Source organism: Micromonospora psammae, from assembly GCF_036902725.1.
In the GTDB taxonomy this organism is placed as follows: domain Bacteria; phylum Actinomycetota; class Actinomycetes; order Mycobacteriales; family Micromonosporaceae; genus Micromonospora.
Genome location: NZ_JBAKHM010000003.1, coordinates 428,822 through 443,659, shown reverse-complemented (window position 1 = coordinate 443,659; position 14,838 = coordinate 428,822). Strand labels below are relative to the sequence as shown.

The following is a 14,838-nucleotide window of genomic DNA, read 5'->3' as shown; positions in this document are numbered from 1 at the left end:
CCGATCCGGGGGAGCCCATGAACACGGAACGCCTCACCACCAAAAGCCGCGAGACCATCACCGGTGCCGTCGCGCTGGCGAACCAGCGCGGCCACGCCACCGTGGAGCCCTGGCACCTGCTGCTGGCACTGCTGGACACCGACGGCTCGACCGCCGCCGGCCTGCTCCGCGCCGCCGGGGCCGACCCGGCGGAGCTGCGTCGGACCGCCCAGCGCTCGATCGACGCGCTGCCCGCGGCGCGCGGCTCCAGCATCGCCGAGCCCACCCTGGCCCGGGAGTTCGTCAACGCCATCGGCGCCGCCGAGCAGATCGCCCGGCCGTTGGGCGACGAGTACACCTCCACCGAGCACCTGCTCGCCGGTCTGGCCCGGGTCGGCGGCGCCGTCTCCGGCGCGCTCCGGTCGGCCGGCGCCACCGAGGAGAACCTGGTCGCGGCCTTCCCGACCGTCCGGGGCGGGGACCGCCGGGTCACCACCGCAGACCCGGAGCAGACCTACCAGGCGCTGGCGAAGTACGGCGTCGACCTGACCGCCAGCGCCCGGGACGGCAAGATCGACCCGGTCATCGGCCGGGACTCGGAGATCCGCCGGGTGATCCAGGTGCTCTCCCGGCGTACCAAGAACAACCCGGTGCTGATCGGCGAGCCGGGCGTCGGCAAGACCGCGATCGTCGAGGGCCTGGCCCAGCGGATCGTCGCCGGGGACGTGCCGGAGTCGCTGCGGGACAAGAAGCTGGTCTCGCTCGACCTCGGCGCGATGGTCGCCGGCGCGCAGTACCGCGGCCAGTTCGAGGAGCGGCTGAAGTCCGTCCTGGAGGAGATCAAGAACTCCAACGGGCAGGTCATCACCTTCCTCGACGAGCTGCACACCGTGGTCGGCGCCGGCAAGGGCGAGGGCTCGATGGACGCCGGCAACATGCTCAAGCCGATGCTGGCCCGCGGCGAGCTGCGGATGGTCGGCGCGACCACCCTCGACGAGTACCGCGAGCACATCGAGAAGGACCCGGCGCTGGAGCGGCGCTTCCAGCCGGTGCTGGTCGGCGAGCCGACCATCGAGGACACCATCGGCATCCTGCGCGGCCTCAAGGAGCGCTACGAGGTGCACCACGGCGTACGGATCACCGACGCCGCGCTGGTCGCCGCCGCCACCCTCTCCGACCGCTACATCACCGACCGGTTCCTCCCCGACAAGGCGATCGACCTGGTCGACGAGTCGGCCTCCCGGCTGCGGATGGAGATCGACTCCCGGCCGGTCGAGGTGGACGAGATCGAGCGGGCCGTGCGCCGGCTGGAGATCGAGGAGATGGCGCTGGCCAAGGAGCCGGACGCCGCCTCCGCCGAGCGGCTGGAACGGCTGCGCAAGGAGCTGGCCGACAAGCGTGAGCAGCTCACCGCGCTGTCGGAGCGCTGGCACACGGAGAAGAGCCACATCACCAAGCTCTCCACCGCCAAGGAGGAGCTGGAGCGCCTCGGCGGCGAGGCCGAGCGGGCCGAGCGCGACGGCGAGCTGGAACGCGCCGCCGAGCTGCGCTACGGCCGCATCCCCGCGCTCAAGGTCGAGCTGAGGCAGGCCGAGGAGGAGCTGGCCCGGCTCCAGGCCGACGGCGCGATGCTCAAGGAGGAGGTCGGCGCGGACGACATCGCCGCCGTGGTCGCCTCCTGGACCGGCATCCCCGCCGGCCGGCTGCTCGAGGGCGAGACGACGAAGCTGCTCCGGATGGAGGAGTCGCTTGGCTCCCGGGTGGTCGGCCAGACCGAGGCGGTCGGCGCGGTCTCGGACGCGGTCCGCCGCGCCCGGGCCGGGGTCGCCGACCCGGACCGGCCGACCGGCAGCTTCCTCTTCCTCGGGCCGACCGGCGTCGGCAAGACCGAGCTGGCCAAGGCGCTCGCCGAGTTCCTCTTCGACGACGAGCGGGCCATGGTCCGCATCGACATGAGCGAGTACGGCGAGAAGCACTCCGTGGCCCGACTGGTCGGCGCCCCACCCGGGTACGTCGGCTACGAGGAGGGCGGCCAGCTGACCGAGGCGGTGCGCCGCCGGCCGTACTCGGTGATCCTGCTGGACGAGGTGGAGAAGGCCCACCCGGACGTCTTCGACGTGCTGCTCCAGGTGCTCGACGACGGCCGGCTCACCGACGGCCAGGGCCGTACCGTGGACTTCCGCAACGCGATCCTGATCCTCACCTCGAACCTCGGGTCGTCGGTGATCGGCGACCTGACGCTCGGCGAGGAGCAGCGCCGGGAGGGCGTCCTCGCGGTGGTCCGGTCGCACTTCAAGCCGGAGTTCCTCAACCGCCTGGACGACATCGTGGTCTTCGCCGCGCTGCGCGGCGAGGACCTGCGCTCCATCGTCGACATCCAGTTGACGCGGATGCGAAACCGTCTCGCCGACCGCCGGTTGGCGCTGGACATCACCGAGCCCGCCCGAGGCTGGCTCGCCGAGCACGGCTACGACCCGATCTACGGCGCCCGCCCGCTGCGCCGGCTGGTCCAGACCGCGATCGGCGACCAGCTGGCCCGCGCCCTGCTCGGCGGCGCGATCCGCGACGGCGACACGGTGAAGGTCGACCTCTCCGACAGCAAGGACGCCCTCTCCGTCACCGCCGCCTGACCGACCCGGGGTGGGGCCCGCCCCCAGCGGACCCCACCCCACCCCACCCCACCCCACCCCACCCCTCTGGCCGCCTCACCCCGCGCGGTGATCAAGAAGTTTTCGTCCTCCGCTCCCGTCCTCGGCGACGCAAACCTCTTGATCGACAGGGTGGCGGCCGGCGGCGGGGGAAAGGATGAGGACATGTTCGGGATGGGGAAGCGGGACCGGGAGTTGGACGCGGCGGTCAGGGAGCTCGCGAGGGCGGACACCCTGGCGTTCGGCGGAGTGGGAATCGCGTCTCAGGTGCTGCCGGTGACGGAGGCGTACCGGCAGGTCGAGCGGGCGCTCGACGAACACCCGGACGAGGCCCGGAAGAAGGTCGACTGGCTGCTGGAGCACGCCTCCCCGGCCGGTCGCGCGTACGCGGCCACCCTGCTGGAACGGATCGACCCGGAGGCCGCCCGGGGCGCCTGGACGGCGCTGCGCGACGACCGGGGCGAGTTCACCACCTTCACCGGCTGCGTGATGGGCACCGCCACGCTGGGCGAGTACGCCGGCGACCGGCTCTCCGGTCGATCGTGATCCGGCGACCCGCGACGGGACAACGGGACGGGGCACCCATCGCGTAGGTTCCCCGCCATGACGCAGGACGCCGTCGCGCCGACGCCCCGCCCACCCCGCCCCACCCTGGTCACCGTGGCCTTCTGGCTCCAGCTCGCCACCACCGTGCTCCTGCTGGTGCTGATCGGCGTGGTGGTGTGGCAGGCGGTCGACTGGAACGGTGCGATCGACCGCGCGGCGCGGCTGGTGCCGGAGGCCGATCCGGCCGAGGTCGACAGCGAGCGGCTCGGCAACATCGTGATGTCCTGCGTGATCGGGGTGCCCCTGCTGCTCCTCGCGGCCCTGCTCGGGTCCACCGCCCGGGGCGTACGCCGGGGCAGCAACACCGCCCGGATCGTGGTCTTCGTGGCCGGCGGCTGCCAACTGCTGCTGGTGCTCGGCCAGTGCTGCTTCGCCGGGCTGATGCTCCCGTTCCTCTTCGCCCTGGGCGGGCCGGCGGAGGACTGGGAGGAGGAGGGCGTCCCCGCCGAGTTCACCGCGGAGGAGTCGAAGTTCCTCCAGACCCTCTACGGCAGCGGCCCCGACCCGGCGGAGGACGTCTTCTTCGCCGTCGGCGGGCTGGGCGCGATGCTGGTCTTCACCCTCACCCTCGCCGCGGTGGTGCTGCTGGCGCTGCCGGCGGTCCACCGCTGGTTCGTGCCGGCGTCCGCCGCCGCGCCGCGCCCGCCGGTGGCACCACCCGCCCCCGCCCCCTACCTGTTGCCGCCCGGTTACATGATCTGCCCCGACCCGGCCGCGCACGCCGTCCCGCCGCCGGCCGGGCAGGACGGGCCGCCTCCGCCGCCGCCCGGTGCGCCCACGGCAGGTAGCTGATCCCTCACTCGACACCGCGTCGCTGTCGGCGGGTGCGCGGGCGGTTGTTACCGTCTCCGCCGACGCATGTGGGAGGCGGTCGGGTGGACGGGTCGGTGGCGTTGCTGGTGACGGCGGTGGGATGCCTGATCGGGGTTGCCGGGTTGGCGATCGCGGTGTTCGTCCTTCGGCGCGGAAGGAAGCAGGCCCGGCTGGCGCCTCCCGACCTGTTCCGGGACGCCGACGCCGACGCGCCGTGGGGCGATCCGCGCACCCTGAAGCCCGGCGACGTCGTGGAGATCCGCCAGGTTCCGTACGCGATCCGTGGCTCGATGCACCTGGTCGAAGGGGCGTGGAGCTGGGTCGAGCACCTGCTCGACGACCCGGATGGAGCCCGGCGCAGGCTCTCCGTCGAGCAGGACCCCGACCTGGAACTGGTCCTCTGGGACGCGGAACCGGGCGCGACCGTCACCCCGGGCGCCCCCACCATCGACTTCGCCGGCCGCCGCTACTCCTGGGAGGAGTCCGGCCAGGCCCGCTACTCGGCCACCGGCACCACCGGTCTCGACCCCACCGGCACCGTCCGCTACCACGACTACCGGGCGCAGGACGGGGCCCGGCTCGCCTTCGAGGCGTACGGGGAGTCCGGTTGGGAGGTGGCCCGGGGTGAGCGGCTGCACCGCTCCGAGGTGACGGTCCGCCCGCAGGGCTGAACGCGCCGGGTCCGCGTCGCCGCCCCGGACCTGCCCGCCGCCACGTCGTCGCAGCCCAGGGTGCCCGAGTACGCCCGGACGGAGTGGCGTGGCCACTAGCGTCGGTGGCATGCCGTCCCGGTCGTCGCGCCTCCGCCGCCTCCGGCCGGGCCTCGGCTGGCTGCGCCGCCGGGTGCCGACCCGGGCGGTGGATGCCGCGGCGTACCTCCAGGCCTTCGTGCTCTCCGGGGTGGTCACCGTGCTGGCCGTCCGGGCGTACCTGCAGGCAACCGGCTATCCGCAGCTGGGCGGGGGCGGCCTGCACATCGCGCACGTGCTCTGGGGCGGGCTGCTGATGACCGTCGGTCTCGGCATCGCGCTGGTCTTCCTCGGCGGCGGCCCCCGGATGGCCGGCGCGATCGTGGGCGGCGTCGGGTTCGGGCTCTTCATCGACGAGGTGGGCAAGTTCGTCAGCACCCGGACCGACTACTTCTACGCGCCGGCCGCCGGGATCATCTACGGTGCGTTCGCGATGCTGGTGGTGCTCACCCAGGCGGTCCGTGGCCGGACCAGACTGAACCCGGACGAGCGGACCGCGAACGCGCTGGACCTGATCCTCGCCGGGGTGCCCGGCGGGCTCACCGACCGGCGGCGGGCGACGGTGCTGCGGCTGGTCCGGGGTTCGGGGCCGGTCACCGAGGCGGCGGTGGTCCGGCTGCTCGACGCGGTGCCTCGGCGCGAGCCGCCGCCGGTGCGCTTCTGGAAGCGGTGGGCGGCCGCGTCCCGGCGGCTGGTCGCCTGGCTGACCGGGCATCCCTGGCTGGTCTGGCCGGTGGTGGTGTACCTGGTGGTGGAGCCGGTGTTCACCGTGGCCGCCGTGCTGCTCGACACCGTGACCGGCGAGCTGGACCAGCAGCGGGAGTGGGGGGCCGTGCTCGGCACCTCGGTCGCCGCCCTGATCACGGCCGTGCTGAGCATCCGGGGGGCGCTGCGACTGCGCCGGGACCGGCTCGGCGCGTTCCGGCTGTTCAAACTGGCCCTCCTGGTCGACCTGCTGTTCGGGCAGATCTTCAACTTCACGGTCAACCAGTTCGGCGCGGTGGCCGTGCTCGGGGTGGACCTGTTCCTGCTCGCGGTGGTCACCGCCGAACACCGGCGGCTGGTCCGGCCGATGGACTGAGGGCCGGCGCGTGCCGAGCCGATGTGGGCGGGAATCGATACGGTGGAGCTCGATCAAGGGAGGGAGAATCATGGTCGATCCCCAGAGCACCCCGGCCCGGGCCAGGCCGTCCACCGTCACCACGTCCAGCTACCTGCTGCTTCTCTTCGCCATCACCCAGCTGATCGCCCTGATCATGGCGATCGCCGTCAGTGGCAAGATCCGTCAGGCGTTCGACGACGCCTTCGCGGGGACCGCGGCGAACACCGAGGACGTCGGCACCTTCGCCGCCGCCTTCGTCATCCTGGCCGCCGCGGTCGTGTTCGTCCTCGCGCTGGCGCTGGTCGTTTTGTCGATCTTCAACAACCGGGGCCGCAACGGCACCCGGATCACCACCTGGGTGCTCGGCGGCATCCTCGTCTGCTGCGTCGGCGGCAACCTGATCAGTGGAGCCACGGGTGCCGCCGGTGGTTCCACCGGTGGAGGCGGCGGGGACGCCCCGACGGGTGAGGAGATCGAGCGCAGCCTGAACGCCGCGCTGCCGTCCTGGTTCGGACCGGTCACCACGCTGCTCGGGGTGCTCGGGCTGCTCGCCCTGATCGCCGCGCTGATCCTCTTGGCGCTGCCGAAGTCGAACGAGTTCTTCCGCAAGCCGCAGCAGGCCTGGGAGCCGCCGCCCCCGGGTGCCGGCTACCCGGCCACCCCCGGCTATCCGCAGAGCGGCTACCCGCCCGCGCCCGGCTACCCGCAGGCCGGCTACCCGCAGCCGGGCCAGCCCGGCCACCCGGCCGCTCCCGGCCCGCAGTCGCAGTGGCAGAGTCCGTCCGCTCCGGACGCGTCGCCCTCGGCCGGCGCACCGGAGAACCCGCCGGCCTCCGGGGGTTCGGACGGCCCGTCGTCCTCCGGGGGCTCGGACCCGTCGCCCTCCGGCGGCAGGTCGGACTGATCTCCGCAACGTCCACGGGCGCGTAGCGACGACGCCGACGATTCCCTCCGAGTAGGTTGCAAGCCGACGCCTACCGGAGGGAATCGTCGTGTCGTACCCGGAACAGGCGCCGCCACCCCGCCCCGTCGCGGTCACCCTGGCGGCGGCGGTGCTGGTGCTGATGGCACTCGCCGCCGGGGCGTACGCCGTCGCGGCGCTGCTGGGCCTCGGCGGGACGGTGGACCGCCTCCGGTCGGCGGCGGCCGGCACCGGCGCGACCCCGGACCAGGTCGACGGGGTGGTCACCCTGCTGAAGGCCACCACGATCGGCTCGGCGGTGGTGACCGTCCTGGTCGGGCTGCTGCTGGTCGGTCTGGCCGCCGGGGTGGCGGCCGGGAGTCGGGGCGCCCGGGTGGGCGCCTGGGTGGTCTGCGGGCTGGGCCTGCTCTGCGGCTGTTCCGCGTTGGCCGTGCTGGCCGGCCAGCGGACCACGCCGCTGCGGCTGGGCGGCGACGAGCCGGCCACCGCCGAACTGCTCGGCCTGCTCGACGAGGCGTACCCGGGGTGGTGGATCCCGGTGAACGCGGGACTGTCGGTGGGCCAGGCCCTCGGTTACCTTGTGGTGGCCGTGCTGCTGGCCCTGCCCGCGGCGAGCGCCTGGTTCGGTCGACGTCAGCCGATCCCGTCCGGTCCGCCCCCGCAGGTCCCGCCGCGCGGCCCGGTTCCGCCCAGCGCCCTCCCGTACGGTCCCTCCCCGTCGCCGCAGAACCCGCCGCCGCCCCACTGAGGAGGGCCCCCGTGACCGTCGAACCCCCGGCCACCGAGCGGTGGGCGTTGATCACGGGTGCCACCGCCGGCATCGGGGAGGCGTTCGCCCGACGGCTCGCCGCCGAGGGCTGGGACCTGGTGCTGGTGGCCCGCGACGCCGCCCGGCTCGCCGAGGTCGCCACCGAGCTGACCGGACGGCACGGCCGGCAGGTGGAGACCATCTCGGCGGACCTGTCCACCGACGACGGATGCGCGGCCGTGGAGCGGCGGCTCACCGCGGGTGCCCCGGTGCGGCTCCTGGTCAACAATGCCGGCGTCAGCCTCAACCAGCCGTTCCTGCGGTCGACGGCCGAGGACGAGGCGCGGCTGCTCCGGCTCAACGTGCACGCGGTGCTGCGGCTGACCCAGGCCGCGCTCGGCCCGATGACGGCGCGGCGCGACGGGGCAGTGATAAATGTCTCTTCGGTTGCGGGTTTCGCGCCGGTCATGCCCGGTTCGACGTACCCGGCCAGCAAGGCGTGGGTCACCAGCTTCAGCGAATCGGTGGACCAGTCGGTGCGCCCGTTCGGGGTGCGGGTGATGGCGCTCTGCCCCGGCTACACCCGCACCGGCTACCACGAGCGCAACGGCATCGACATGTCCGGCACCCCGCGCTGGATGTGGCTGCGGGCCGACGATGTGGTCGCCGAGGCCCTGCGTGACCTGCGGAAAGGCCGCTCGGTCAGCGTCCCGGACTGGAAGTACAAACTGGCCGCCGCCGGCCTGCGGTACGCGCCACGGCGGCTGCTGCGGGCGGCGTACCGGGACCGGCGCGGGCGGATCGACCCGGCCGACGGCTGACCCCGGCGGCATCGACGGAGCTGGGGCTCCGGAGGGGACGGCGCGGACCGCGGACCGGCGGCTGATCGCGCAGCGTAGCCGTCCATCGCCAGCCATCGGTCGCCCGCGAGGCTGACCCGGGTGGGCCCCGCAGACGGCGCACAGACTCGCGCAGTAACCTCTACCGTCATGGGGGACCACGACGACCTGCGTAAATTCATCACTGACCTGGCTGTGGTCCATGGACGGGTGGTGCTCTCCTCAGGGCGCGAAGCGGACTGGTACGTCGATCTGCGCCGCGTCACGCTCCATCACCGGGCCGCGCCGCTGATCGGCCGGGTGATGCGGGAGTTGACCGCTGACTGGGATTACGACGCCGTGGGCGGGCTGACCCTCGGCGCCGACCCGATCGCGGTGTCGATGCTGCACGCCGCGGCGGAGACGGAACGACCGTTGGACGCTTTCGTGGTTCGTAAGGCCGGCAAGGCGCACGGTCTGCAGCGGCGGATCGAGGGGCCTGAGGTGGCCGGGCGGCGGGTACTCGCGGTGGAGGACACCTCGACGACGGGCGGCAGTGTGCTGACCGCGGTCGAGGCGCTTCGTGAGGCCGGGGCGGAGATCGCGGGTGTGGCGGTTATTGTTGATCGAGGAGCCGGGGACGCCGTACGAGCCGCCGGACTCCCGTATCGGGCGGCCTACACGTTGGCTGACCTCGGCCTCGTGGCGTAAAAATTTGCCGATTCGGATCTGCTGATATGCAGGCGGATCGATGCTGCTGGTGGAAGGATGGAATACGTGGGAACTGCGTTGGCTGAAATGACCATGCCTCAGATCTCGCCGCTTGCCGGCGAGCCGATCGAACGTGCCGACGCCGAGCGGCTGGCGGGGGTCCTCAAGGCCCTCGCCGACCCCGCCCGGCTGCGGCTGCTCAGCCTGATCCAGTCGGCCCCCGAGGGCGAGGCGTGCGTCTGTGACCTGACCGCACCCCTCGGCCTCTCGCAGCCGACGGTCAGCCACCACCTGCGTATCCTCACCGAGGCCGGCTTGCTGGAGCGGGAGAAGCGCGGTGTCTGGGCCTACTACCGGCTGGTGCCGTCCGCGATCGCCACGATCGCGGACCTGCTCACCCCGCCGCGCAAGCGGGCCACCAAGAAGGCTCGCTGACCCGGTGTCCGTGCGTCGTCCCGGATCGGGGCGACGTCCGGTGGCGTACCAGGGGTGGCGTCATCGGGCGGTGACGGCTGTCCGTCACCACTCAGCTCGCTGATCCACCACCGGGTTCCCGGTGGAGTACACGAAGAACGGCCGGTCCCTTCCGGGGCCGGCCGTTCGTCGTACGAGGTGGTCAGCGGCCGTGGCCCTGGTCCGGGTACCGCCCACGGTCCTGCGGCGACTGCTGCTGGTACGACTGCTGCTGGTAGGGCTGCCGCGGCTGGTCGTGGTGGTGATGGTGCTCGATGGCCTCCCGGACCGCCTCCACGGCGCCGGCCGCGCTCGCGGCGGCGACCACCGCGACGGCCTCGCCCCGCTTGCGGGCCTTCCGGTCGCGCAGGAACTCGAAGAAGATCGGCAGCACCGAGAGCAGGATGATCAGGGCGACCACCGGCAGGATGTACCGGTCGATCTTCTCGCCGATCGCGCTGTAGATCTGCTCGGCGAGCAGGTAGCCGATCAGCAGGATGCCGTCGACCCAGAGGAGCGCGCCGATCACGTTCCACAGGAAGAACTGCTTGGCCGGCATGCCGAGCGCGCCCGCCACCGGGTTCAGGAAGGTCCGCACGATCGGGATGAACCGGGCCAGCACCACGGCCTTCGCCGGGCCGAACTTCTGGAAGTAGAACTCCGCCTTCTCCACGTACTCCTTTTTGAAGAGGCGGGAGTTGGGGCGGTCGAACATCCGCCGGCCGTACTTGGAACCGAGCCAGTGCCCGAGCTGGGCGCCGACGATCGCGCAGATCGGCCCACCGACCAGCAGCCCGATCAGCGAGAGCCGGGTGCCGTCGCCGAAGATCGCGTCCGCCACCGGCGAGGCGGCGACCCCGGCCAGGAACAGCAGCGAGTCGCCCGGGAAGAAGAAACCGACCAGCAGACCGGTCTCGGCGAAGAGGATCACCCAGACGCCGATCAGCCCGAAGGTCTGCAGCAGTTCCTTGGGGTCGAGCGGATTCAGCGCGACCGTCTCGACGACGACCCGACTCTTCTCACCTGTGTCCACGGCCACACAGATTACCCACCCACCCCATTCCGCCCCGCCCCGCCCGCCCTCCCCCCGCCGATCTCGCGTTCTCGCGCCCCGGACGACGGCTTCTGCGGTGATTTGTCGGGGCGCACCGGCGAGATCGGCGGGAGGGATGGGTCAGAGGCGGGGTCGGTGGGTTCGGATTCGCAGGCGAGGATGGCGAAGACCAGTTCGTGACGGCGCCAGAGGGGGGCGTGCTCCGCGAAGGCGTCCAGGGCCGCCAGGCCGAGGGCGTGTTCGCGCAGCGCCAGGCCGCGCTTGCGGCCCAGCGAGCGGCGACGCAGGGCCGCCAGCTGACCGGGGTCGGTGTAGCCGGGGCCGTAGATGATCCGCAGGTACTCCCGGCCCCGGCACTTGATGCCCGGCTGGAGCAGCGAGCCCCGGGTCGAGCGGGCCGCCGGCCCGGCGTACGGCTTGACCACCATGCCCTCGCCGCCGGCACCGGTGAGCGCCAGCCACCAGTCGGTGGCCGCCGCCACCGCCCGCTCGTCGGCCAGGTCGACGACCTGCCGCCGGGTCGGGGTGAAGAACTCCGGGTCGGCCGCGCAGAGCCGGTCGGCCAGGTCCAGGTGCCAGCCGTGGTCCCGCTCGACGAAGCTCACCCCGGCGCCGGCCAGCACCGCGAACGGCGCCAGGGTCACCCCGCGCAGCCCGTCGGTCGGCGCGACGTACGCCCGGTAGGCCGCCGAGTAGCCGGCCACCTCGGACTGCCGGTCGGCCATCCGGGCCCGCAGGTCACCGACCGGCAGCCCGCGCGCCACGGCGGCGTCCAGGGTGTCCAGCACCGCCGGCAGTGCCGCCCGCCCGGCCGCGCCGACGCTGGCGTACTGCTCGCGGATCAACCCGCCCGCCTTCGCCGACCAGGGCAGCAGCTCACAGTCGAGCAGCAGCGTGTCGGTGCCGAGCTCCGCCCAGAGCCCCGCGGCGGTGACCGCCGCCCGGACCCGGGACAGCAGCTCCCCGTCGAGCGGCGCGCCGAAGAACGGCCGCCCCGTCCGGGTGTGCACCACCCCGCCGCCGTACGGCCCGCCGGTCTCCTCCCGCTCCACCAGCACCACCGCCCGCGAGCCCATGTGCTTCTCCTCGCACACCACCCGCTCGACGCCGGCGGACCGGTAGTCCTCGAACGCCTGCGCCGGGTGTTCCAGGAAGCCCTCGACGGTCGAGGTGGAACAGGGCGCCATGGTGGGCGGCAACCACACCAGCCGGCCCGGGTCGACCGCGAACCGGCTCATCACCTCCAGCGCGGCGGCGGCGTTCTCCGCCGGCACGGTCAGCGTCCCGTACGCGTGCTGGATGTGCCGGCGGCCGGTCACGTCGGCCAGGTCCAGCACCGTGTCCGGCCGGACCGGGGCGTCGACCAGCGGACGCGCCGGGGCGTACCACTCCTTGACCGCCGGGACGCTGACCAGCTCCTTCTCCGGGTAGCGCAGCGCGGTGAGCCGCCCGCCGAAGACGCAGCCGGTGTCGATGCAGATGGTGTTGTTCACCCACTCCGGCACCGGGGTGGGGGTGTGGCCGTACACGACCATGGCCGAGCCCCGGTAGTCGCGCGCCCACGGGTAGCGGACCGGCAGGCCGTACTCGTCGGTCTCGCCGGTGGTCTCCCCGAAGAGCGCGAACGCGCGGACCCGGCCGGACGCGCGGCCCTGGTAGGCCTCCTTGAGCCCGGCGTGCGCGACCACCAGCCGGCCGCCGTCCAACACGAAGTGGCTGACCAGGCCGTCGACGAAGCCCGCCACCTCCGCGACGAAGTCCGGGGACTCCGACTCCAGCTGCGCCATCGTCTCGGCCAGGCCGTGGGTGAGCCGCACGTCCCGGCCGCGCAGCTTGCGCAGCAGCTTCTGCTCGTGGTTGCCCGGCACGCAGATCGCGTGCCCGGCCGCCACCATGCCCATCACCAGGCGGAGCACGCCGGGGGAGTCCGGGCCGCGGTCCACCAGGTCACCCACGAAGACCGCGGTACGACCAGCCGGGTGCACCGCGTCCACCGGGCGACCCGCGTCGTCGCGGCGCAGTGCCCAGCCCAGTTGGAGCAGCAGCGCCTCCAGCTCCTCCCGACAGCCGTGCACGTCCCCGACGATGTCGAAGGGCCCGGTCAGCTCCCGCCGGTCGTTGTAGAGCCGCTCGTAGCGGATCTCGGCGGCGTCGATCTCCTCCGCGCCGCGCAGCACGTGCACCTTCCGGAAGCCCTCGCGGGCCAGCTGCCCGTAGGTCCGGCGCAGGTCGCGCTGCATCCGGGCCAGCACCTGCCGGCCGAAGGTCCGGTCGGCCCGCGCCTCGGTACGCTCCCAGGCCAGCGCCTCCGGCACGTCCAGCACGATCGCCACCGGCAGCACGTCGTGCTCCCGGGCCACCCGCACCAGCCCGGCCCGGGCGTGCGGCTGGAGGTTCGTCGCGTCCACCACGGTCAGCCGGCCGCGCCGCAGCCGGGTGGCGGCGACGTGGTGCAGCGCCTCGAAGGCGTCCGCGGAGGCCGACTGGTCGTTCTCGTCGTCGGCCACCATCGCCCGGAACATGTCCGAGGAGAGCACCTGGCTGGGCGCGAAGTGCCGGCGGGCGAAGGTGGACTTGCCGGAGCCGGAGACCCCGACCAGGGCCACCAGGGCCAGCTCGGGAAGTTCGAGGGTGGTCATCGCTGCTCCTCCTTCCGGGTGTCGCGCCCGGTGCTGGTCTGCCCGCCGGCTGCCTGCCCGGCGGCGGTGAACACGGCGAGCTGGGTGGGGGCCCCGACCTCCGGGTCGTCGTCGCCGATCCCGCCGACGGTGGCGGTGTAGCCGTAGGTGGCCGCCACCTCGCCGACCCAGTCGGCGAACTCGGCGCGGGTCCACTCGAACCGGTGGTCGGCGTGCCGGAACCGTCCGGCCGGCAGCCCCTCGTAGCGGACGTTGTACTCCACATTCGGGGTGGTCACGATGACCGTGCCCGGCCAGGCGTGACCGAAGACCGCGTCCGCCAGCGCCGGCAGCCGGGGCGGGTCGAGGTGCTCGACCACCTCCATCAGCACCGCCGCGTCGTAACCGCGCAGCCGGTCGTCCCGGTAGGTCAGCGCGGACTGCCAGAGCCGGACCCGGTCGCGCTGCCGCTGCGGCAACCGGTCCAGCCGCAGCCGGCGGGCGGCCAGGGTCAGCGCGTGGTCGGCGACGTCGGTGCCGACCACCTCGGTGTAGCGCCGGTCGGCGACCAGCGCGGTGAGCAGCGCGCCCCCGCCACAGCCCAGGTCCAGCACCCGGGTCGCGCCGCTGGCCGCCAGGGCGGCGAGCACCGCCTCCCGACGTCGTGCCGCCAGGGACGCCCGGCGGGGTTCGACGGCCTCGACGCCCTCCGCCACGACGCTGTCGTCGGCCGGCGTTTCGTCCGCCAGGCGCAGCTCGGCCAGGCGGGCCAGGGCCTGACCGGCCAGGGCGCGCCGGTGCGCCAGGTAACGCCGGGTGATCAAAGCCTTGTCCGGGTGGTCCGCGAGCCAGCCCGCGCCGGCCCGGAGCAGCTTGTCGATCTCGTCCGGGGCCACCCAGTAGTGCTTGGCGTCGTCGAGGACCGGCAGCAGGACGTACAGGTGGTTGAGCGCGTCGGCGACCCGGACGGTGCCGGTCAGCAGCAGCTCCACGTAGCGGCTGTCGCCCCAGTCGGGGTGCCGTTCGTCGAGGGGGACCGGGGTGGCGGTGACCGTCCAGCCGAGCGGGGCGAACAGCCGGGTGGCCAGGTCGGCGCCGCCCCGGCAGCGCAGCACCGGCACCCGCACCTCCAGCGGGATCGCGGTCGCGGCCAGCTCCGGCCGGTCCCGGGACACTCCGCGCAGGGCCGAGCGGAACACCGTGGACAGCGCCGAGGAGAGCAGGCTCGACGCGGCGTACGCCCGGTCGTTGACGTACCGCCCGAGGGTGAAGCTCTCCGGGGTGGCCGTCTGCTGCCGCCCGCGCCCCCGGCCCGCGCCGAGTCGCTGCGGGTCGACCTCGACCAGCAGGGCGGCGGTGCAGCGATCCTCGGCCGCCTCCGGGTAGAACACGTGCGCAGTGCCTGCGGGCAGGTCGAAGGCGTGCACCCGGTCGGGGTGCTTGACCAGCAGGTACCCGAGGTCGGTCGCCGGGCGGTGGGTGGTGGTCAGGGTGAGCAGCACCCGCCCATGGTGTCAGGGACTTCGATCTTGCGTCGTCCCGTTTTCGGGCGAACGGTCCGGCTGCTCCCCGGGGTGGACAGGACGGTGCCCCGCCGACCGAATGGTCGACGGGGCA

13 protein-coding genes are annotated in these 14,838 nt (G+C 73.4%); 10 read left to right on the top strand and 3 right to left on the bottom strand.

Going from position 1 to position 14,838, the window contains the following annotated elements:
• Positions 1-17 precede the first annotated feature (17 nt).
• From clpB to V6U79_RS08270, 10 genes are all read left to right on the top strand, one after another.
• A complete protein-coding gene (gene clpB / locus V6U79_RS08315; protein ID WP_334614121.1) occupies positions 18-2,609 on the top strand; it encodes an ATP-dependent chaperone ClpB in 2,592 nt (863 codons plus the stop codon).
• Positions 2,610-2,792: 183 nt separating this feature from the next.
• Positions 2,793-3,173, top strand: a complete 381-nt coding sequence (locus V6U79_RS08310; protein WP_334524618.1) for a hypothetical protein — start codon at positions 2,793-2,795, stop codon at positions 3,171-3,173.
• Between the two features lie 57 nt (positions 3,174-3,230).
• Complete coding sequence (locus tag V6U79_RS08305) at positions 3,231-4,025, top strand: hypothetical protein (RefSeq protein WP_334614120.1); 795 nt, start codon at positions 3,231-3,233, stop codon at positions 4,023-4,025.
• 83 nt (positions 4,026-4,108) lie between these two features.
• The gene (locus tag V6U79_RS08300) at positions 4,109-4,717 is read left to right on the top strand and encodes a DUF4178 domain-containing protein (RefSeq protein ID WP_334614119.1); all 609 of its coding nucleotides are present in this window, start codon (positions 4,109-4,111) and stop codon (positions 4,715-4,717) included.
• Positions 4,718-4,889: 172 nt separating this feature from the next.
• Positions 4,890-5,876 (top strand): hypothetical protein, encoded by a 987-nt coding sequence (locus V6U79_RS08295; protein WP_334524898.1) that lies wholly within the window; start codon positions 4,890-4,892, stop codon positions 5,874-5,876.
• A 70-nt stretch (positions 5,877-5,946) separates the two neighbouring features.
• Positions 5,947-6,801: a hypothetical protein gene (locus V6U79_RS08290; RefSeq protein WP_334524626.1), complete on the top strand. Its 855-nt coding sequence runs from the start codon at positions 5,947-5,949 to the stop codon at positions 6,799-6,801.
• Between the two features lie 88 nt (positions 6,802-6,889).
• Positions 6,890-7,567 (top strand): hypothetical protein, encoded by a 678-nt coding sequence (locus tag V6U79_RS08285; protein WP_334524629.1) that lies wholly within the window; start codon positions 6,890-6,892, stop codon positions 7,565-7,567.
• Between the two features lie 11 nt (positions 7,568-7,578).
• A complete protein-coding gene (locus V6U79_RS08280; RefSeq protein WP_334614118.1) occupies positions 7,579-8,388 on the top strand; it encodes an SDR family NAD(P)-dependent oxidoreductase in 810 nt (269 codons plus the stop codon).
• 168 nt (positions 8,389-8,556) lie between these two features.
• Complete coding sequence (gene pyrE / locus V6U79_RS08275) at positions 8,557-9,096, top strand: orotate phosphoribosyltransferase (protein WP_334614117.1); 540 nt, start codon at positions 8,557-8,559, stop codon at positions 9,094-9,096.
• Between the two features lie 57 nt (positions 9,097-9,153).
• A complete protein-coding gene (locus V6U79_RS08270) occupies positions 9,154-9,531 on the top strand; it encodes an ArsR/SmtB family transcription factor (protein WP_007454255.1) in 378 nt (125 codons plus the stop codon).
• A 181-nt stretch (positions 9,532-9,712) separates the two neighbouring features.
• Here V6U79_RS08270 and V6U79_RS08265 read toward each other — a convergent pair whose 3' ends face one another.
• Genes V6U79_RS08265 through V6U79_RS08255 form a run of 3 tightly spaced genes read right to left on the bottom strand, consistent with a single transcriptional unit; the run spans position 9,713 to position 14,723 of the window.
• Entirely contained in the window at positions 9,713-10,588 is an 876-nt protein-coding gene (locus tag V6U79_RS08265; protein ID WP_334614116.1) for a DedA family protein, read from the bottom strand.
• Between the two features lie 5 nt (positions 10,589-10,593).
• A complete protein-coding gene (locus tag V6U79_RS08260) occupies positions 10,594-13,242 on the bottom strand; it encodes a polynucleotide kinase-phosphatase (protein ID WP_334614115.1) in 2,649 nt (882 codons plus the stop codon).
• On the bottom strand, positions 13,239-14,723 hold the full coding sequence (locus V6U79_RS08255; protein ID WP_334614114.1) for a 3' terminal RNA ribose 2'-O-methyltransferase Hen1: 1,485 nt from the start codon (positions 14,721-14,723) through the stop codon (positions 13,239-13,241). The genes V6U79_RS08260 and V6U79_RS08255 overlap by 4 nt, the downstream gene beginning before the upstream one ends.
• Positions 14,724-14,838: the final 115 nt, after the last annotated feature.